Origin of the sequence: Ensifer adhaerens (genome assembly GCF_002007205.1) — a bacterium.
Classification (GTDB): domain Bacteria; phylum Pseudomonadota; class Alphaproteobacteria; order Rhizobiales; family Rhizobiaceae; genus Ensifer; species Ensifer adhaerens_D.
Genome location: NZ_LAZS01000006.1, coordinates 750,825 through 768,451 on the forward strand (window position 1 = coordinate 750,825; position 17,627 = coordinate 768,451).

The window sequence follows — 17,627 nt, forward strand, 5'->3', positions numbered from 1 at the left end:
CCGCAGCTTGAGCCACGGTATCCATTGAAGCTGCAAATAGCATCGCTGATGCTCTTGGCAAAGCCGTTTCCGTTTTGCGAAGATCAAGGCGCAAGAACCCGCTGCAAATTTCCTGGGGCCGGAACCGACTTCCGGACATTCTGCAGTAAGTCTAATGTGTCGGAGCGCCTTCGCACGCCGATACCGGGCGCGGGGCACAAGCAGGGGGAGGAAACGCATGGACATGACCGGCGAAGAGCGGATTTCGGCTGGGCGCGACGCGGTGTGGCGCGGCCTCAACGACCCGGACATCCTCAAGCGATGCATCCCCGGATGCCAATCGCTGGAGATGACGTCGCCAACCGAGCTTGCGGCCGTGGTGAAGATCAAGATCGGCCCGGTCTCGGCCTCCTTCACCGGCAATGTCATGCTCTCCAATCTCAATCCGCCGGAGAGTTACACGATCTCGGGCGAAGGAAAGGGCGGCATCGCCGGGTTCGCCAAGGGCGGCGCCGACGTCGCCTTGAGCGAAGACGGGGAAGAAACGGTGCTGCGCTACGACGTCAAGGCGGAGGTCGGCGGCAAACTCGCGCAGCTCGGTTCCCGCCTGATCGACTCGACCGCAAAGAAGCTGGCGCAGCAATTCTTCGCCGATTTTAGCGCCGCGGTCGGCGGTACGGCAGAAGCCGCGAGCTGAAGTCGCGACGCGGATCGAACGGCGTCCCGTCTCGGATCTTCGGCTTTTTTGACCCTTTGGTCAGTTCTGCGGCGCTGCGAGCGTCGCCTGGGTCGCGAGCTTTTCTGCCTGGCTGCGGTGTTTTTCCGCCTCGCGGTGCCATTTCAGCGCTTCGTTCGCTTCGCTGCGCGCACGCCGCCGGTACTTGCCCTGGCTGAACCAGGTGGCGGCTGCCCCCAGGATCACGCCGAGGATGACCGCGAGAAACAGGAAGACGAAGAAGGGCGCGCTGACCGAAAGTACGCTGTCTTCCGGCCGGAAGGGGTTCAGCGCCAGTGTTACGCTTTGACGGTTGGCCACGCTTAGCACGATCAGGATGATTGCGACCGGCACGAGAACAACGATGTTGATCAGCTTCTTGAACATTCAATCGCTCCATCTCGCCGACGCCCGCGTTCCTTGCCGGACGCCAGCCGGCAACGGGCCTCGATTACAGGGGGGCGTTGGGGCCTCTGGCGACCGTGGAGGATGATTAATCCTCGTCTTCGCCGTTCATGCCCGGATTGAGCCGCTCGCGCAGTTCCTTGCCGGTCTTGAAGAAGGGCACCCATTTTTCCTCGACGAAAACGGAATCGCCGGTACGTGGGTTGCGCCCGGACCGCGACGGCCGGTTCTTGACCGAGAAGGCGCCGAAGCCGCGCAGTTCGACCCGGTTGCCTGCGGCGAGCGCGTCGGTGATCTCATCGAGGACCGCGTTGACGATATTTTCGACGTCGCGGTGGTAGAGATGCGGATTGCGAGCTGCAACAATCTGCACCAGTTCTGACTTGATCACTGTCGCCCCCTCAAATTCTTGTTTGTTTTGCTTTTTCGGTCTGCATTGTGATTTCCGCAAGGCGGTGCGCGGCATTTGCAAAATCACCGACATCGCTCGACGGCTCAGGCTGGGTATATGTCGCCTTGCTCATTGGCCATCAACCTGCCAAACCGAAACAAGACCGTCAAGAAACAACTTGTCGCCTGCAACTTTTTCGAGCCCGCTCATTGCCGGAAAAGCGTCATATCCCAACATCTTGATCCAGTTGGAGACGATCGCGCCGAGGCCAAAAGGCAGGGTCTTGCGCGGCGCTTCCCAATCGACGATCGGCAGGTCCTTCGACACCTTTTTCTCCGTGAGGAAGGCGCGAATTTCGTCCTCGCCGCCGAGCGTGTCGACGAGCTTGGCCTTCAGCGCCTGGCGACCGGTGAAAATGCGTCCGTCGGCGAGTAGCAGCGCGTCCGGACGCGGCAACTTGCGGCGCTCGGCAACCAGGTCGACGAACCAGGCGTAGCTGTCGTCGATCATCGACTGGATCATGGCCTTCGCCTCGTCGCTCGCCGGATGGAAGGGCGATGGCTCAGCCTTCAAAGGTCGCGACTTGATCGATTCCAGCGAAACGCCGATCTTGTCCATCAGCTCCTTGATCTGCGGATATTGGAAAATGACGCCGATAGAGCCGGTGATCGAGCTTTCGCCGGCAACGATCGTATCGCCGCCGAGCGCGATCATGTAGCCCGCCGAAGCGGCAAGCGTGCGGACATCGGAAACGACAGGCTTCTTGGCGGCAACCTTGCGGAGCGCCTTATAGAGGACCTCGCCGCCATAGGTCGTTCCGCCGGGCGACGAAATGGTCACGACCAGCGCCTTGACGCTGTCGTTGTCGGCAATTTTCTGGAGACGCTCGAGCAGCTCGCGGTCGTCCTGGATTAGGCCGGTGATTGCGACGCGCGCCACGTGCTGCCTGCTGCGGCCGACGTCGTCGGCAGCCCCCGACCAGGCAAAGATCGCGAATGCGGCGGCGAGAAGCAGGCCCGCCACCACAAAGCGCCAGAAACTCAACTTCCGGCGCAAGCTGCGGCGATCGGCGATGGCGAGTTCGTCCATGTGGGTTTCTCCCGATTTGTTGGCGCAGCTTCTGTCAGTTTCCGCGGGAACGTGCTATCTGCGCGCGAAGAGGCATATTCCATAGACGCGCTTGGCCACGGTTGAAAGCCGCGGCTGGCGTTTTTGCGCTTCACCCGAGTTTTTTTGCGGCGCCATTGTGCGACAGCAAAAAATATCCATATTTGCGACGACTTACACCCATGTATGTAAATGGCCCTTCGCCGGGTCAGCGACAAAAAAAGCAGTAGAACCGACAGGCCCTTCCATGTTGAACCACGCGCCAGCCCCGGGCATCTTTGCCGATACGGGTGCGAGCTCCGCCGACGCCTATGCGCTCGCCGCGCGGCATTCCGCGCGCGTGCGCCGCCTGAAGATCATCCTGCCGATCGTCGCCGGCGTCATTGCCGTCATTTTTGCCGCCGTATCCTTCGTGCGCGCCTTCATGCCCGTCGACCTGCAGATCGAGACCGCGACGATCGAAGACGGCAAGATCGTCATGAAGAACCCGGCGATTTCCGGTCGCAACAAGCAGGGCATCAGCTATTCGATGAAGGCGCAGCGGGCGCTCCAGGATATCGCCAATCCCGATATCATCACGCTGCAGACGATCCACGCGGAAATGCCGATGAAGGATTCCATGATTGCGACCGTGGACGCCACCAACGGCATCTATGATCGCGGCGCCAACACGCTCGACATGAACGCCCCGTTCACCATTTCCGTCAATAATGGCATCAACGCCGACTTCCAGTCGGCCTATCTGGACATCAATGCCGGCGAGATGGAAACGAAGCAGCCCGTTGCGATCAGCATGAAGGGCGGTTCGATCATTGCGCAGACGCTGCGAATGACGGATAAGGGACGTATTGTAATATTCGAGGGCATGGTGAGGGTGAACATTGAGCCCACCGCCATCCGCAAGAACGCGAAATAGGACCCGGTGCACTCCATGTCGGTCACAACCGCCTCATTTTTCAAGATTTCCGCCAGCCTGGCCATGGCCGGAGCGGGCGCTTTGATTATTGCCTCCGGCGCTTTTGCGCAGGCCACATCGAGCAAGATGAAGGGCCTTGAGCTTTCCAACGACAAGCCGATCCAGATCGAGAGCGACAAGCTCGAAATCAAGGACCCGGAAAGCAAGGCGATCTTTTCCGGCAACGTCAAGGTCGTGCAGGGCACGACGACACTGCAGGCCGGCAACATGGTCGTCTTCTACAAGTCCGGCGGCGGCTCGGTTTCGAGCGGCGACGCCGACATCGACCGTATCGAGGTCAGCGACAAGGTTTTCCTGAGCTCCGGCACGCAGCAGGCGACGGCCGATACCGGCTCGTTCGACATGACCAAGCAGGTCTTCGTTCTCAAGGGCGACAAGGTCGTTCTCTCGGAAGGCAAGAACGTTTTCGTCGGCTGCCAGCTCAACGTCCAGATGGAAACCGGAGAAGCCCAGCTCGAAGCCTGTGGCGGTCGGGTGCAGATCCAGCTCGACCCGCAGTCCCGCAAGAAGAACTGACGTAGACCGCTCGTGCAACTTCCCTTCCTCCACAAGCGCAAACGGGTCCGCAAACCGTCGGCGACCGCTACGGTCGCTTCCGGGCATGCGGTCGACAAGGCGCGCTATGACGGCACGCTGATCGCCCGCGGGCTTACCAAGGCCTATCGCGAACGCCGGGTCGTCAACGGTGTGTCGCTGGTGGTGCGGCGCGGCGAGGCCGTGGGCCTGCTCGGCCCGAACGGCGCCGGCAAGACCACCTGCTTCTACATGATCACCGGCCTCGTCCCCGTCGACGAGGGCTCGATCGAGATCAACGGCAACGACGTGACGACGATGCCGATGTACCGGCGCGCGCGCCTTGGTGTCGGCTACCTGCCGCAGGAAGCGTCGATCTTCCGCGGGCTGACGGTCGAGGAGAACATCCGCGCCGTCCTCGAGGTCCACGACAAGAACCTGGAGCGGCGCGAGAGCAAGCTCAACGACCTGCTCGGCGAGTTCAACATCACGCATCTGCGCAAGTCGCCGGCGATCGCGCTTTCCGGCGGCGAGCGCCGCCGCCTCGAAATCGCCCGCGCGCTTGCGACGGACCCGACGTTCATGCTGCTCGACGAGCCTTTTGCCGGCGTCGACCCTATCTCGGTCGCCGACATCCAGGCGCTTGTCCGGCACCTGACCTCGCGCGGCATCGGCGTGCTCATCACCGACCATAACGTTCGCGAAACGCTCGGCCTCATCGATCGCGCCTATATCATCCATGCGGGCGAAGTGCTGACGCATGGTCGCGCCAACGACATCGTCACCAATCCTGACGTGCGCAGGCTCTATCTCGGCGACAATTTCAGCCTCTGAGACCGCCTCGCGGGCGATTCCGCCCGCGATCACGCTTGACCAAACCTTTCCGATAAGCAATTTTTGGGCCAATTAAAAAAGGGCCCGACCGGCGACCGGAGAAGCACCGCGGCCCCTGGAGATTTCTCGGGAGTTTCGCGTCAGCATGGCCCTGTCCGCCAGCCTTCATCTGCGCCAGTCCCAGTCCCTGGTGATGACGCCCCAGCTGATGCAGTCGATCCAGCTGCTGCAGATGACGCATCTTGAACTCAACCAGTTCATCGCCCAGGAAGTCGAAAAGAACCCGCTGCTCGAATTTCAGGCGAATGACGATCAAGTCACCCCGGAGCGGGGCGAGATGGTGGGCGCCGAGGAAACTGGCGGAAGCGATGACGGCGGCGGCCAGGCGGATCTCTACGACAGCGCGACGTCGCAAAGCGGCGAGCGGCTCGACGACCAGCTCGATGCCGATTTTGCCAATGTCTTCCAGGACGACACGACGCCGCAGCGCGCCGATGCGCCCGAACTGCTCGGCCAGTGGAAGTCGATGCCCGGCAGCAGTGAGGGCGAAGACTACGACCTCGACGACTTTGTCGCCGGGCGCAAGAGCCTGCGCGAAACGCTTCTAGAGCAGTTGCCCTTCGCGCTTCCGGACGCCTCCGACCGGCTGATCGCTCAGCACCTCATCGACCAGCTCGACGACGCCGGCTACCTGCAGGCGGACCTCGGGGAGGTCGCCGAGCGGCTGGGCGCCACGCAAGCCGACGTCGTGAGCGTGCTCCTGACGCTGCAGCAGTTCGATCCGCCCGGCGTCTTCGCGCGCTCGCTCGGCGAATGTCTCGCCATCCAGCTGCGCGCCCGCGACCGCCTCGATCCGGCGATGGAGGCACTGCTTGCCAACCTCGAACTTCTGGCGCGGCGAGATTTTGCGACCCTGAAGAAGATCTGCGGTGTCGACGAGGAAGACCTGATCGACATGCTGGCGGAAATCCGCAAGCTCGACCCGAAACCCGGCACCAGCTTCGAGACCAGCGTCAGCGAGGCGATCGTGCCCGATATCGTCGTGCGCGCAGCACCCGACGGCTCATGGATGATCGAGCTCAATCCGGATGCGCTGCCGCGCGTACTGGTCAATCAGGACTATTTCGCTTCGGTTTCGCGCGGCACGCAGAAAAACAGCGCCGACCAGGCCTTCCTGAACGAATGCCTGCAGAACGCCAACTGGCTGACGCGCAGCCTCGACCAACGCGCCCGGACGATCATGAAGGTCGCCACCGAGATCGTCCGCCAGCAGGACGCCTTCCTTGCCAACGGCATCGGCCATCTCAGGCCGCTGAACCTCAAGACCGTCGCCGACGCGATAAAAATGCATGAATCGACCGTCAGCCGCGTCACCTCGAACAAATACATGCTGACGCCGCGCGGGCTGTTCGAGCTCAAGTATTTCTTCACCGTCTCGATCGGCTCGGCCGAGGGCGGCGACAGCCATTCGGCCGAATCCGTTCGCCACAAGATCCGCACGCTGATCCACGAGGAGAGCGCCGAAGCCGTGCTTTCCGACGACGACATCGTCGACAGCCTGAAGAAGGCCGGTATCGACATCGCCCGGCGCACCGTCGCCAAATACCGGGAAGCGATGAACATCCCCTCCTCCGTGCAGCGCCGGCGGGAGAAGCGCGCGCTGGCCAAGGCCGCCGGTTTCTGAGCACCGGAAGTTAAGCCGCATTAACTTTTTTGCGACCTTCGATTGACTCTCTCCGACACAGGCGATATGAGCCCGCCGCAATTGCCGGGGACATGCTCGCCCCGGAGGCGACCGGTGCGACCGGTGGCTGCGACAGAGGCGCGCCCGCAAGTCTGAAAGGCTTGGATGACGGGACCGCTTGGAATAGACTGGCTGCGCAAATCACGAACGAGAGAGGAAACTCCATGAGTGTGCGTGTATCCGGTAAACAGATGGAAATCGGCGATTCGTTCCGCGCCCGCATTGGCGAGCAGATCGAGCAGGCCGTTACCAAATATTTCGACGGAGGATATTCAAGCCAGGTCACTGTGGAAAAATCCGGGCCGCGCTTCAGCGCCGACTGCAAGCTTCATCTCGATACGGGCGTGGTAATGCAGGCGAACGGCCAGGCGAACGATCCACAGGCTGCCTTCGACGCGGCGTCGGACCGCATCGAAAAGCGCCTGCGTCGCTACAAGCGCAAGCTGAAGGATCATCACAACGGCAACGGCCAGAACGCTGCCGAAGTGGCCTACACAGTGATGGATTCGGTGCCGTTCGAGGATGACGAAGTCCCCGAGGATTATGCACCGACGATCGTCGCCGAAAGCTCGAAACAATTGAGGACGATGTCTGTCGCAAGCGCCGTGATGGCGCTCGACATGACAGATGAACCCGTCCTGATGTTCCGCACTCCCGGCAAGGCTGAGTTGAATATCGTCTACAGACGCAACGACGGAAATATTGGCTGGATCGACGCTGCCAATATCAAAGCATGAGCGAAAAAGAGGGATGCCGGCGTGCCGGCATCCCTCTCCCGCAACTCAGCGGCCAGGCCCGGAAAATGTGACTTTTCTGTGCATGGAACCCGCCATGACAAAGATGGTTAGAGCCATTGCGACGCATTTATGATGATGTTGTCCGGCTCTAACCGGCGAACGAGGACAAAAGAATGGCATTGGCAGGTCTACTGCATCAAAATGCGATCATCCCGGCCATGAGGGCCAACTCGAAAAAACAGCTCCTCCAGGAATTGGCGGCAAAAGCATCAAAGATCACCGGGCTCCCCGAGCGTGAAATCTTCGACGTGATCCTGCAGCGCGAGCGCCTCGGCTCCACCGGCGTCGGCAACGGCATCGCCATCCCGCACGGCAAGCTCAACAATCTTCCCTCGATCATCGGCATCTTTGCGCGCCTCGATGCGCCTGTCGATTTCGAGGCGCTCGACGACCAGCCGGTCGATCTCGTGTTCCTGCTGCTTGCTCCCGAGGGCGCCGGCGCGGATCACCTCAAGGCGCTGTCGCGCATTGCCCGCGTGCTTCGCGACCAGGACATGGTCGCCAAGATCCGCTCGAGCGATTCCGCCAGCGCGATCTACACGCTGCTCGACGACGACGCGACCTCGCACGCGGCCTGAGAGTGGCGAATGGCGCGCGTCCGAAAGGACGCGCATGCCCACCGTCAGTAGAGCTGGCGCCCGTTCAAATGATCAATGAAAATCCGGAACAAAGCGCCCTGGCTCGAAATGCCGAGCCGGCGGTAGATGTTCTTGCGGTGGATGCGCACGGTGCCCTCGGCGATGCTCATCACCTTGCCGATCGACAGGTTGCTGTGCCCCCTGAGGATCAGGCGCACGATGTTGCGTTGCTGCTTGGTTAGCCGATCCGAACACAGGCTGTCGAACGCTGCCTCCATAGCATCGTCACCCTCTTCGGATGGCGGCGGCACAATCGTCCGGCCCTGCTGGCGCCAATTCGACCTGATGGCCTCGCGCACGATCGGCTCGTAGACGCGCAGCCGGGCCAGCTCGGTCTCACTGAAAGGTTCGCCGCCGCGGCCGCGCATCAGCGAGTAGGTCGCCTGCAGGCCGGCATCGAGCGGGATGACGAAGCCCACCTCCTCGACGAGAACGCCCTTTTCCATCGACACGCAGGGATGCACTTCCGCCGACGACGAGAAGTCGGACAGGAAGAACTGGTCCGGCGCGAGTTCGCGCATTCGCCAGAGCCCTGCCGGCTGGCCGGCACAACAGGCGACGTAAAAGGGATCGAGCAGATAGGCGCCGCCGAGATAGGCGGAAAGCGCACTTGCCGACACCTTGGCCGTATAGCCGTCATGCAGGACGATCGGCCTTGCATCGTAAGGATAGGCAAACGCGACCGAGAGATCGAAGCCGGTGACCGATCGGAGCATCCGGTCGAGCGCTCGGCCGAAATCCTCCGTGCCGATCAGGCCGATCATCGCCGAGATATCGGCAGACTCGCTTGCGAGCATTCCCTTGTCATCCCCCAACCCTACGTATCCCCCATGGGATATCGACAGCCCCTCACTCGTCAACAATAATTCCCGGGGAGTGAGAACCGGATCCGTCGCGGGTCGTCATCGGCGCCGTTGCTAAGGATACGCAAGGGGAGGATTACGATGGCAGGCAGGCTTTCAGGCAAGGTGGCGCTGATCAGCGGCGGCGCGGGAGGCTGCGGCCTTGCCGCCTCCGAACTGTTTGCGCGGGAGGGCGCCAAGGTCGGCATTGTCGACCTGCCGCGCAGCAAGGGCGAAGAGGTCGCCGCAGCGATCCGCGCCAAGGGTGGCGAGGCGATCTTTGCCCCGGCCGACGTCTCTGTCTCCGCAGAGGTGACGTCCGCCGTCAAGGCGGTCGAAGCGGCCTTCGGCGCTATCACCGTGCTCTTCAACCATGCCGGCATCCTCGCCGTCGGTCCGTTTCTCGAAACGGAGGAGGACGAGTGGGACCGGCTGATGGCGGTCAATGTGCGCAGCATGTTCCTGATGACCAAGGCGGTGCTTCCGGGCATGCTTGCAGCCGGCGGCGGCAGCATCGTCTGCACCTCGTCGATTTCGGCGGTCGCGGCAACGCCGATGGAGGTGCTCTACGACACCACCAAGGGCGCCTGCCACATGTTCGCGCGCGCCATCGCCGTCGAGTTCCGCGACCGCGGCATCCGCTGCAACGCCGTCTGCCCGGGCTTCATCGCCACCGATCACGGCAAGCGCGAGCTCGTCGGGCTCAGCAAATACGGCGTCGACGTTTCGGAAGCGGCGATTGCCGCACAGCAGGGCCGCATGTGCGATCCGAAGGAAGTGGCGAACGCGGCATTGTTTCTGGCGAGTGACGAGGCGAGCTTCATCAACGGCACGCATCTGTTCGTCGACAATTGCTTCACCGCGGTTTGAGGGAGGGGAGAATGCTTCAGGCAGGTGGCCACTGGCGCAACTGGGTCGGAAACCAATCATGCATCGTGCGCCATCGCGGCGCGCCCGACAGCGAGGCGGCGCTCGCACAGATGGTCCGCGAGGCGACATCGCAGGGGCTGAACGTCCGCTGCGCCGGCTCCGGTCATTCGTTCACGCCGGTGGCGCTGACCAGCGGTCTGCAGCTGACACTCTCGAGCATGCAGGGCGTCGTCAACATCGACAGCACCCGCAAGCGCGTGGCGGTCAAGGCCGGCACCACCATCAACCAGCTCGGCAAGGTGCTGAAGGAGAACGGCCTGTCGCTGATCAACCAAGGCGATATCGACAGCCAGGCGCTAGCCGGCGCGCTGACGACCGGCACACATGGCACCGGCGCCAGGCTCGGCAACATGGCCTCGCAGATCGTCGGCATGCGCCTCGTGCAGCCCGACGGCAGCATCCTCGTGGTCGACGAGACCACGCCGGATCTGCTGGAGGCGGCGCGCGTCTCGGTCGGCATGCTCGGCGTGATCTCGGAGATCACATTACAGGCGATGGACAGCTACAATCTCCATGAAAAGCTCTGGCGCTGCACCTTCGACGAAATGATCGAACAGCACGACGAGCTTGCCGCCAAGCACCGCCATTTCGGTTTCTTCTGGTGCCCGGTTCCGGAGAGCCGCCACTGCTACTGCCTGCCGGACACGGCCTCGGTGTCGACCACGGACAAGACCTCCGACGTCTGCGAGATGAAGGTGATCGACATCACCGAGGAAGCGCCGATGGAGCGCGGGTTCGAGAAGATCGCCTATTCCTCGGAGATCTACCCGATCGAGTACGTGCCGAACTTCCACGAGCTCGAATATGCGGTGCCTGTCGCCCACGGCAAGGAAGCGGTAAAGGCAGTGCGCAAGCTGATGCTGGAAAAGCACCCGACCTGCATCTACCCGATCGAATATCGCTTCACTGCCGGCGACACCGGCTGGATCAGCCCCTTCTTCGAGCAGGATTCGATCACGCTTTCGGTCTCGGGCGAACCGGGCACCGACTACTGGGAATACCTGAAGGACGTCGACACGATCCTCCGGCAATACGGCTCGCGGCCGCACTGGGGCAAGCTGCATTTCCTCGGCGCCGAGGATGTGACGGCGCTCTACCCTCGCGCGGGCGATTTCCGGGCGCTCCGGGCCAGGGTCGATCCGGAGGGACGTTTCCTCAACGATCACCTGCAGCAGCTCTTCGGATAGCGCCAGCCAACCAAGCGCCCGCCGCTGCGCTCAGCCCAAACAAAAACGCCGCGCGATGGTCGCGCGGCGTTCTTTATAACTCTGACCGTCAGGATCAGGCGGTCGGCGCGTCGCCGTTTTCGCCAGCAACGACCTTGGGGCCACCCTTGGAGACGCCGACCATGGCCGGGCGCAGAACGCGGTCGCCGATGGTGTAGCCGGCCTGGACGACCTGCAGCACCGTGTTGTTCGGAACGTCCGCATTCGGGATCTCGAACATGGCCTGGTGGAAGTTCGGATCGAACCTCTGGCCTTCCGGCTCCAGCTTCTTGACGCCGTGGCGCTCGAGCGCCGACAGCATCGAACGCTCGGTCATTTCCACGCCCTCGATCAGCGCGTTGAGGCCGGCCTCACCGGCTTCCTTGGCTTCCGCCGGAATGGCGTCGAGCGCGCGGCGCAGGTTGTCGGATACCGCCAGCATGTCGCGGGCAAAGCCGGCAACCGAATAGGACTTGGCGTCCTTGACGTCGCGCTCGGTGCGACGGCGCAGGTTGTCCATTTCGGCCGCAAGCCGAAGGTACTTGTCGCGCAGCTCGGCGCTTTCGGCCCGGGCGAGTTCCAACGGATCGGGCTCGGCAACGGCTGCTGCTTCGGCAGCCTCGGCAGCGTCCGGCGCGGCGTCGAATACCTCGTCGGTGGCCTCGGGTCCGTGCTTGTTCGTATCGTCGGTCATGACGTTCTCCGCAGTGTCGTCTCTATTGTCCTTCGCATTTCCGCGCCGCAAGCGCGAGCCTGCGTTTCAGCAAAAATGCTCAGGGACAGGATTTGAAGCCGATATCGAGGTTTGGGGCCGAAAAATCAAGGGTCCAATCGCGCTCCTGCTGCGCCGCGCGTCTTATCAGTCGCGCAAAGATCGCTGCAGCACTTTGATTTGCTGCATGTCTTTGCCCTTGATCGAGATCGATTTAAGGCGACACGCAGCGACAAAAGCGCGCCTTTAGCGGGAAAGCCGCGACATCAGCTGCGCGGTATAGTCGACCATGGGGACGATGCGGGAGTAATTGAGCCGCGTCGGACCGATGACACCCACGGCACCGACGATGCGGTCTTCGCCATCGCGATAGGGCGCGACGATCAATGACGAGCCGGAAAGCGAGAACAGCTTGTTTTCCGAGCCGATGAAGATCCTCACCCCCGGGCCGCTTTCGGCAAGATCGAGCAGCTCGATCATGCTGTCCTTCTTTTCGAGGTCGTCGAACAGCATTCTGAGCCTATCGATGTCCTCGGCGCCTTCGAGGCCTTCGAGCAGGTTGGCGCGGCCGCGCACGATCAACCGCGCCGGCTTCTCGTCGCCCTCGTTGCCCGACCAGATGGCAAGACCGCGCTCGACGAGATCCTGCGACAGCGCGTCGAGCTCGCCGCGCACCGTCAATTTCACCTTTTCGAGCTGTGCCCTGACTTCGGCGATCGTCTGACCGGCGAGATGCGCGTTGAGGAAGTTTGCCGCCTCCGTGAGCTGCGAACTGGTAACGCCGGCCGGCAGCTCGATGATGCGGTTTTCCACCTGGTCATGTTCGCCGACGAGCACGGCCAATGCCTTGGTCGGCGCCAGACGGATGAATTCGACATGCTTCAAGACCGGGTCGGCCTTGGCGGTGATGACAAGCCCTGCACCGCGCGACATGCCGGACAACATCTGGCTCGCTTCGGTCAAAAGCGCATCGACCGGCTGGGTATGATCGTCGCGCCGCACGTGCCGGTCGATCGAGGCACGATCTTCGGGCGAGAGGTTGCCGACCTGCATGAAGGCGTCGACGAAGAAGCGCAGGCCCGTCTGGGTCGGCAGGCGGCCGGCGCTGACATGCGGCGAATAGATGAGGCCGAGATCTTCGAGGTCGCTCATCACGTTGCGCACGGAGGCGGGCGACAGCGCCATCGGCAGAAGCCGCGACAGATTGCGCGAGCCGAGCGGCTCGCCGCTCGTCAGATAGGTCTCCACGATGCGACGGAAAATTTCGCCCGAGCGCTCGTCGAGCGCCGCAGCGATTTCCTTTGCTCCGGGATTGCGCAGTACCATGTCACTCCACATATGCAGGCACATCCTGCCGTGGCCGGAATATAGTGTCCCTGCCGCCCGATGGCAAAAGGGAAAAAGCGGTCGATTGCCTTGCTTTCCACTGGTTCCCTTTACCTCTGCCATGCTCTGCAGCGCCGCGCGTCCTTGGACGCCCCAAAGGTCGCTGCAGCGCCTTAAACTGCTGCATAATTTTGTCCCTAAATCGATTTCGATTTAGGGAATTATGCAGTAGAAGGCTGACGAGATACGATAGGAGTTGACGATGCGGCCATCCGGCAGAAAAACCAATCAAATGCGCAAGGTTTCCTTCGAGCGCAATTTTTCCAAGCACGCGGAAGGCTCCTGTCTGGTGCGGTTCGGCGACACGCATGTGCTGTGCACCGCCAGCCTTGAGGAAAAAGTTCCGGGCTGGCTGCGCAACGGCGGCAAGGGCTGGGTGACGGCGGAATACGGCATGCTGCCGCGCGCCACCGGCGAGCGCATGAAGCGCGAGGCCGCCAACGGCAAGCAGAGCGGCCGCACCCAGGAAATCCAGCGCCTGATCGGCCGGTCGCTGCGTTCGGTCGTCGATCTGCCGGCGCTCGGCGAACGCCAGATCTCGATCGACTGCGACGTCATCCAGGCCGATGGCGGCACGCGCACGGCGTCGATCACCGGCGCCTGGATCGCGCTCCACGACTGCCTGAAGTGGATGGAAGCCCGCAACATGGTGAAGGTCGAGAAGGTCCTGAAGGATCATGTCGCCGCCATTTCCTGCGGCATCTTCGCCAACCAGTCGGTGATCGACCTCGACTACCTGGAAGATTCCGCTGCCGAAACCGACGCCAACTTCGTCATGACCGGCTCTGGCGGGATCGTCGAGATCCAGGGCACGGCCGAAGGCAAGCCGTTCTCCGAAGAGGAATTCGCAAGCCTGATGGGCCTTGCCAAGAACGGCATCGCCGAGCTGGTCGCGCTGCAGAAGCAGGCGATCGCCGGCTGACGAAAGGAACCGACATGGCCCCGGCGCTGGAAGGCATTCTCGAGACCGCGCTTTACGTAGGCGATCTCGATGCCGCCGAGGCCTTCTACGGCGGCATTCTCGGCCTTGAGCGGATCACCCGCGCCGCAAACCGGCACGTGTTCTTCCGCTGCGGCCAGGGCGTGCTTTTGATCTTCAATCCGGCCGAAACGCTGAAACCGCCGGCGCCGGACGCAGCCCTGCCGGTACCGCCGCATGGCACGACCGGCCGGGGACATATGTGCTTTCGGGTAGCGGCCGAGGCGCTCGACGCCTGGAAAGCGAAGCTCGAAACAGCCGGTATCGAGATCGAAAGCGATCTTCGCTGGCCGAACGGGGCGCGGTCCTTTTACTTCCGCGACCCGGCCGGCAACAGCCTTGAATGCGCGGAACCGGGCCTGTGGTCCATCGAATGAACACGAAACGAGACACCATGCGCAAACTGGATAACAAGACGCTGATCGTCGCCAGCCACAATGCCGGCAAGATCCGCGAGATCCGCGATCTCATCGGCCCGCTCGGCTTCGAGGCGAAGTCGGCGGCAGACCTCAATTTCATCGAGCCGGATGAAACTGGAACCACCTTCGAGGAAAACGCGACAATCAAGGCGCTCGCCTCGGCCAAAGCCTCCGGCCTGCCGGCGCTGTCCGACGATTCTGGCCTCGCGATCGATGCACTCGGTGGCGCGCCCGGCGTCTATACCGCCAACTGGGCCGAGCGCGAGGACGGCAGCCGCGACTTCGCCATGGCCATGCAGAAGGTCGAAGACGCACTGCAGGACAAAGGCGCGACGACGCCTTGCGAGCGCACCGCGCGCTTCGTCTCGGTGCTCTGCCTCGCCTGGCCGGATGGCCATGTGGAGCTGTTCCGCGGCGAAGTCGAAGGCTTCGTCGTCTGGCCGCCCCGCGGCGGCCAGGGTTTCGGCTATGATCCGGTGTTCCAGCCGAAAGGCTACGACACCACCTTCGGCGAGATGAGTGCCGACGAGAAGCATGGCTGGAAGCCGGGCGACGCCGAGGCCCTGTCGCATCGCGCCCGCGCCTTCAAGATCTTTGCCGAGACCTGCCTCGGAGCCTGATCGGAGCGGGATGAGGAAAAGTGTGAGCGGTTTTCCGCCCGCATCCGGCTTCCTACTGAAAGTGACCATGAGAGACGCAATAATGCAGACTGCCACGCTTTCGGCGATCGGTGACGGCATGGACCCCGGTTTCGGGGTCTATGTGCATTGGCCGTTCTGCGCGGCCAAATGCCCCTATTGCGACTTCAACAGCCATGTGCGCCACCAGCCGGTGGACCAGCCCCGTTTCGTCGCTGCCTTCCTGAAGGAGATGGAAGAAGTCCGCGAGCTCTCCGGCCCGCGCACCGTCACCAGCATCTTCATGGGTGGCGGCACCCCCTCCTTGATGGAGCCTTCGACGGTCGATGCGATCCTCCAGGGCATCGCCCGGCATTGGCACGTGCCTGATGGCATCGAGATCACCATGGAGGCGAACCCGTCGAGCGTCGAGGCGACGCGCTTCCACGGCTACCGCGCCGCGGGCGTCAACCGCGTCTCGCTCGGCGTCCAGGCGCTGAACGACCGGGACCTCAAGTTCCTCGGACGGCTGCACAATGTCGAGGACGCGTTGAAGGCAATCCGGCTGGCGCGCGAGATCTTCCCGCGCATGTCCTTCGACCTGATCTACGCCCGCCCGAACCAGACGGTCGAGGAATGGGAGCGCGAATTGAAGGAGGCCGTCTCCTATGCGGTCGACCACCTGTCGCTCTACCAGCTGACGATCGAGGAGGGCACACCCTTCTACGGCCTGCACAAGGCCGGCAAGCTGATCGTTCCGGATGGCGAGCAATCGGCCGTGCTCTACGAGGCGACGCAGGAGATTACCGCCGCCATCGGTATGCCGGCCTATGAGGTTTCAAACCACGCCCGCCCGGGTGCCGAAAGCCGACACAACCTCACCTATTGGCGCTATGGCGACTATGCGGGCATTGGCCCCGGTGCGCACGGGCGCCTCGGTATCGGCAACGGCAAGATCGCGACCTCCACGGAGCGCAAGCCCGAGGAATGGCTGCGCCTGGTCGAGACCCATGGTCACGGCATGATCGAGCGGGAATCCCTCGATCTCGAGGCGCAGTCCGACGAGTTGCTGCTGATGGGTCTGCGCCTCAAGGAAGGCGTCGACCTCGCCCGCTGGCAGACCCTGTCGGGTCGCGACCCGGACCCGGAGCGCGAGCAGTTCCTGATCGACCACGGCTTCATCGAGCGGCTCGGCAATTCGCGCCTGCGCTGCACGCCGGCCGGCATGCTGATCCTCGACGCGGTGGTCGCCGATCTCGCCTGCCCCTGAGGCGAACGGGTCTTGGGTTGGCGTTCGCCGGCTACAGGCTCAATCGAACGTTTCACCTGACAGAGGCGTCGCCCGCATCGACGGCCGCTCCTCGAAGGCATCGAACCAACGGGTGAGAGACGACCGGCCGCGGAACGACGGCAGGTCGCGAAAAGCCATCCAAGAAAGCGCCGTGGCGAGCGCGATCTGACCGATATCGACAGGGACGCTCGGCTCCAGCGTTCGCTCCAGCCAATCATAGGTCGCCTCGATCTTCTCCTCGTAGCCGTCCGCAAGCGCCGGATAACGCAGATGCTCCGGCCGGCGCTCCCGCTCCCAGCGCAGGCCGATGCCGGTCTGGGCCAGAACCTGCGCCACCGACTGCAGCCTCAGCGCCCGCCAGCGCGGTTCGCCGGTTTCAGGGATCAGCTTGCGTCCCGCATGCAGTGTGTCGAGATAGGCGCAGATGACATCGCTGTCGAAGATCGGCTCCTCCCCCGCGCGCAACAGAACCGGCACTTTGCCGAGCGGATTTTCGGCATAGACCTCGTCGTTGCGCCGGGTCGGGCTGGTCTCGTGGTGGATGACCTGCAGTTGATCGGCAAGACCGGCCTCATGGGCAAAGACGAGCGCCTTGCGGGCGAAAGGGGAATGGGTCTGGTAGTAGAGGATCATGGCTGCCTCGCGGGATCTGGCGTGAATTCCTGTTCCCGTGAAGAGATATTGCATTGCGACCGATAAATGCGCTCTGTTTCAGCGGCCGCACTGCAAGTTTGTTTCGTCTAGGCCGCCTTCATCGGATTACCCTTCAGCCGGTTGAGCTCGATGCCCCTGGTGACGAGCCGCGCGACCTGAGCGTCATCCACCTCATCGGTGGAGCGCAGGCGAATGTAGGCAATGTCGCCTTTGCCGCCGCCCTTCTCCAGGCGAGCGTCGAGATCGAGCATCTCGGCGCCGCGCCAGAAGCCGAAGGTGACGTGATCCTTGGCCCCCTTCAAAAGGCAGACTGCACCGCCGGCTTCATAGATGGGGTGGCCCCATTTGACGCCGTCGGTGAGCCCGCCTGCGGCCATGAGGGCACCGTGCAGGCGCTTCGCCACATCGGCCGGAACACCGGACAGGCCGGCAATGTAGTCATCGAAAGTCTTGGTCATGATCGGCTTTCACTTGTTCGGTTGCAAGGCAGGCG

At 62.8% G+C, this 17,627-nt stretch carries 21 protein-coding genes; 13 read left to right on the plus strand and 8 right to left on the minus strand.

The window, feature by feature from the left end:
- The first annotated feature begins 217 nt into the window (after positions 1-217).
- The gene (locus XB14_RS16225; protein WP_077962598.1) at positions 218-676 is read left to right on the plus strand and encodes an SRPBCC family protein; all 459 of its coding nucleotides are present in this window, start codon (positions 218-220) and stop codon (positions 674-676) included.
- A gap of 60 nt (positions 677-736) precedes the next feature.
- Here XB14_RS16225 and XB14_RS16230 read toward each other — a convergent pair whose 3' ends face one another.
- From XB14_RS16230 to sppA, 3 genes are all read right to left on the minus strand, one after another.
- On the minus strand, positions 737-1,081 hold the full coding sequence (locus XB14_RS16230) for a DUF1049 domain-containing protein (protein ID WP_077962599.1): 345 nt from the start codon (positions 1,079-1,081) through the stop codon (positions 737-739).
- A gap of 106 nt (positions 1,082-1,187) precedes the next feature.
- A complete protein-coding gene (locus tag XB14_RS16235) occupies positions 1,188-1,583 on the minus strand; it encodes an integration host factor subunit beta (RefSeq protein ID WP_370689537.1) in 396 nt (131 codons plus the stop codon).
- A gap of 36 nt (positions 1,584-1,619) precedes the next feature.
- Positions 1,620-2,579 carry a signal peptide peptidase SppA gene (gene sppA / locus XB14_RS16240; RefSeq protein WP_077962600.1) on the minus strand — a complete coding sequence of 320 codons (960 nt, stop codon included), beginning with the start codon at positions 2,577-2,579 and terminating at the stop codon, positions 1,620-1,622.
- Between the two features lie 265 nt (positions 2,580-2,844).
- On the opposite strand from sppA, the gene lptC reads away from it, so the two are divergent.
- From lptC to ptsN, 6 genes are all read left to right on the plus strand, one after another.
- A complete protein-coding gene (gene lptC, locus XB14_RS16245; RefSeq protein WP_077962602.1) occupies positions 2,845-3,513 on the plus strand; it encodes an LPS export ABC transporter periplasmic protein LptC in 669 nt (222 codons plus the stop codon).
- A 15-nt stretch (positions 3,514-3,528) separates the two neighbouring features.
- Positions 3,529-4,089 carry an LptA/OstA family protein gene (locus tag XB14_RS16250; protein WP_077962604.1) on the plus strand — a complete coding sequence of 187 codons (561 nt, stop codon included), beginning with the start codon at positions 3,529-3,531 and terminating at the stop codon, positions 4,087-4,089.
- 12 nt (positions 4,090-4,101) lie between these two features.
- Positions 4,102-4,920: an LPS export ABC transporter ATP-binding protein gene (gene lptB, locus XB14_RS16255; RefSeq protein ID WP_077962605.1), complete on the plus strand. Its 819-nt coding sequence runs from the start codon at positions 4,102-4,104 to the stop codon at positions 4,918-4,920.
- Positions 4,921-5,065: 145 nt separating this feature from the next.
- Complete coding sequence (gene rpoN, locus XB14_RS16260) at positions 5,066-6,604, plus strand: RNA polymerase factor sigma-54 (RefSeq protein ID WP_077962607.1); 1,539 nt, start codon at positions 5,066-5,068, stop codon at positions 6,602-6,604.
- 224 nt (positions 6,605-6,828) lie between these two features.
- Entirely contained in the window at positions 6,829-7,401 is a 573-nt protein-coding gene (hpf, locus tag XB14_RS16265) for a ribosome hibernation-promoting factor, HPF/YfiA family (protein ID WP_034797455.1), read from the plus strand.
- A 173-nt stretch (positions 7,402-7,574) separates the two neighbouring features.
- The gene (ptsN, locus tag XB14_RS16270; protein WP_077962609.1) at positions 7,575-8,039 is read left to right on the plus strand and encodes a PTS IIA-like nitrogen regulatory protein PtsN; all 465 of its coding nucleotides are present in this window, start codon (positions 7,575-7,577) and stop codon (positions 8,037-8,039) included.
- A gap of 44 nt (positions 8,040-8,083) precedes the next feature.
- Here ptsN and XB14_RS16275 read toward each other — a convergent pair whose 3' ends face one another.
- Positions 8,084-8,896 (minus strand): helix-turn-helix transcriptional regulator, encoded by an 813-nt coding sequence (locus tag XB14_RS16275; protein WP_077962610.1) that lies wholly within the window; start codon positions 8,894-8,896, stop codon positions 8,084-8,086.
- A 147-nt stretch (positions 8,897-9,043) separates the two neighbouring features.
- Between XB14_RS16275 and XB14_RS16280 the strand changes: the two genes are divergently transcribed.
- Both XB14_RS16280 and XB14_RS16285 read left to right on the plus strand, forming a co-directional pair.
- Positions 9,044-9,811, plus strand: a complete 768-nt coding sequence (locus tag XB14_RS16280; RefSeq protein ID WP_077962611.1) for an SDR family NAD(P)-dependent oxidoreductase — start codon at positions 9,044-9,046, stop codon at positions 9,809-9,811.
- An 11-nt stretch (positions 9,812-9,822) separates the two neighbouring features.
- Positions 9,823-11,058, plus strand: a complete 1,236-nt coding sequence (locus XB14_RS16285; RefSeq protein WP_077962612.1) for a D-arabinono-1,4-lactone oxidase — start codon at positions 9,823-9,825, stop codon at positions 11,056-11,058.
- A gap of 94 nt (positions 11,059-11,152) precedes the next feature.
- Here the strand turns inward: XB14_RS16285 and grpE are convergent, their stop codons facing one another.
- Both grpE and hrcA read right to left on the minus strand, forming a co-directional pair.
- Positions 11,153-11,770, minus strand: a complete 618-nt coding sequence (gene grpE / locus XB14_RS16290) for a nucleotide exchange factor GrpE (RefSeq protein ID WP_077962613.1) — start codon at positions 11,768-11,770, stop codon at positions 11,153-11,155.
- 264 nt (positions 11,771-12,034) lie between these two features.
- Positions 12,035-13,114, minus strand: coding sequence for a heat-inducible transcriptional repressor HrcA (hrcA, locus tag XB14_RS16295; protein WP_077962614.1), 1,080 nt, complete (start codon positions 13,112-13,114; stop codon positions 12,035-12,037).
- 262 nt (positions 13,115-13,376) lie between these two features.
- Between hrcA and rph the strand changes: the two genes are divergently transcribed.
- The 4 genes from rph to hemW all read left to right on the plus strand — a co-directional run bounded on the left by rph (position 13,377) and on the right by hemW (position 16,459).
- Positions 13,377-14,096 carry a ribonuclease PH gene (rph, locus tag XB14_RS16300; RefSeq protein ID WP_077962615.1) on the plus strand — a complete coding sequence of 240 codons (720 nt, stop codon included), beginning with the start codon at positions 13,377-13,379 and terminating at the stop codon, positions 14,094-14,096.
- Between the two features lie 14 nt (positions 14,097-14,110).
- Entirely contained in the window at positions 14,111-14,530 is a 420-nt protein-coding gene (locus XB14_RS16305; RefSeq protein WP_077962616.1) for a VOC family protein, read from the plus strand.
- A gap of 17 nt (positions 14,531-14,547) precedes the next feature.
- Entirely contained in the window at positions 14,548-15,192 is a 645-nt protein-coding gene (rdgB, locus tag XB14_RS16310; protein WP_077962617.1) for an RdgB/HAM1 family non-canonical purine NTP pyrophosphatase, read from the plus strand.
- Between the two features lie 82 nt (positions 15,193-15,274).
- On the plus strand, positions 15,275-16,459 hold the full coding sequence (hemW, locus tag XB14_RS16315; protein ID WP_077962618.1) for a radical SAM family heme chaperone HemW: 1,185 nt from the start codon (positions 15,275-15,277) through the stop codon (positions 16,457-16,459).
- 39 nt (positions 16,460-16,498) lie between these two features.
- Here the strand turns inward: hemW and XB14_RS16320 are convergent, their stop codons facing one another.
- Together XB14_RS16320 and XB14_RS16325 are read right to left on the minus strand one after the other, a co-directional pair.
- Positions 16,499-17,113, minus strand: coding sequence for a glutathione S-transferase family protein (locus tag XB14_RS16320; RefSeq protein ID WP_077962619.1), 615 nt, complete (start codon positions 17,111-17,113; stop codon positions 16,499-16,501).
- Positions 17,114-17,220: 107 nt separating this feature from the next.
- On the minus strand, positions 17,221-17,592 hold the full coding sequence (locus XB14_RS16325) for a DUF1801 domain-containing protein (RefSeq protein WP_077962620.1): 372 nt from the start codon (positions 17,590-17,592) through the stop codon (positions 17,221-17,223).
- Positions 17,593-17,627: the final 35 nt, after the last annotated feature.

What these genes read in the sequence shown, in the direction of transcription:
- XB14_RS16225 (WP_077962598.1), top strand. Translation starts at nt 218, where the DNA reads ATGGACATGACCGGCGAAGAGCGGATTTCGGCTGGGCGCGACGCGGTG.
- XB14_RS16230 (WP_077962599.1), bottom strand. Translation starts at nt 1,081, where the DNA reads ATGTTCAAGAAGCTGATCAACATCGTTGTTCTCGTGCCGGTCGCAATC.
- XB14_RS16235 (WP_370689537.1), bottom strand. Translation starts at nt 1,583, where the DNA reads ATGTCGGTGATTTTGCAAATGCCGCGCACCGCCTTGCGGAAATCACAA.
- sppA (WP_077962600.1), bottom strand. Translation starts at nt 2,579, where the DNA reads ATGGACGAACTCGCCATCGCCGATCGCCGCAGCTTGCGCCGGAAGTTG.
- lptC (WP_077962602.1), top strand. Translation starts at nt 2,845, where the DNA reads ATGTTGAACCACGCGCCAGCCCCGGGCATCTTTGCCGATACGGGTGCG.
- XB14_RS16250 (WP_077962604.1), top strand. Translation starts at nt 3,529, where the DNA reads ATGTCGGTCACAACCGCCTCATTTTTCAAGATTTCCGCCAGCCTGGCC.
- rpoN (WP_077962607.1), top strand. Translation starts at nt 5,066, where the DNA reads ATGGCCCTGTCCGCCAGCCTTCATCTGCGCCAGTCCCAGTCCCTGGTG.
- hpf (WP_034797455.1), top strand. Translation starts at nt 6,829, where the DNA reads ATGAGTGTGCGTGTATCCGGTAAACAGATGGAAATCGGCGATTCGTTC.
- ptsN (WP_077962609.1), top strand. Translation starts at nt 7,575, where the DNA reads ATGGCATTGGCAGGTCTACTGCATCAAAATGCGATCATCCCGGCCATG.
- XB14_RS16275 (WP_077962610.1), bottom strand. Translation starts at nt 8,896, where the DNA reads ATGCTCGCAAGCGAGTCTGCCGATATCTCGGCGATGATCGGCCTGATC.
- XB14_RS16280 (WP_077962611.1), top strand. Translation starts at nt 9,044, where the DNA reads ATGGCAGGCAGGCTTTCAGGCAAGGTGGCGCTGATCAGCGGCGGCGCG.
- XB14_RS16285 (WP_077962612.1), top strand. Translation starts at nt 9,823, where the DNA reads ATGCTTCAGGCAGGTGGCCACTGGCGCAACTGGGTCGGAAACCAATCA.
- grpE (WP_077962613.1), bottom strand. Translation starts at nt 11,770, where the DNA reads ATGACCGACGATACGAACAAGCACGGACCCGAGGCCACCGACGAGGTA.
- hrcA (WP_077962614.1), bottom strand. Translation starts at nt 13,114, where the DNA reads ATGGTACTGCGCAATCCCGGAGCAAAGGAAATCGCTGCGGCGCTCGAC.
- rph (WP_077962615.1), top strand. Translation starts at nt 13,377, where the DNA reads ATGCGGCCATCCGGCAGAAAAACCAATCAAATGCGCAAGGTTTCCTTC.
- XB14_RS16305 (WP_077962616.1), top strand. Translation starts at nt 14,111, where the DNA reads ATGGCCCCGGCGCTGGAAGGCATTCTCGAGACCGCGCTTTACGTAGGC.
- rdgB (WP_077962617.1), top strand. Translation starts at nt 14,548, where the DNA reads ATGCGCAAACTGGATAACAAGACGCTGATCGTCGCCAGCCACAATGCC.
- hemW (WP_077962618.1), top strand. Translation starts at nt 15,275, where the DNA reads ATGCAGACTGCCACGCTTTCGGCGATCGGTGACGGCATGGACCCCGGT.
- XB14_RS16320 (WP_077962619.1), bottom strand. Translation starts at nt 17,113, where the DNA reads ATGATCCTCTACTACCAGACCCATTCCCCTTTCGCCCGCAAGGCGCTC.
- XB14_RS16325 (WP_077962620.1), bottom strand. Translation starts at nt 17,592, where the DNA reads ATGACCAAGACTTTCGATGACTACATTGCCGGCCTGTCCGGTGTTCCG.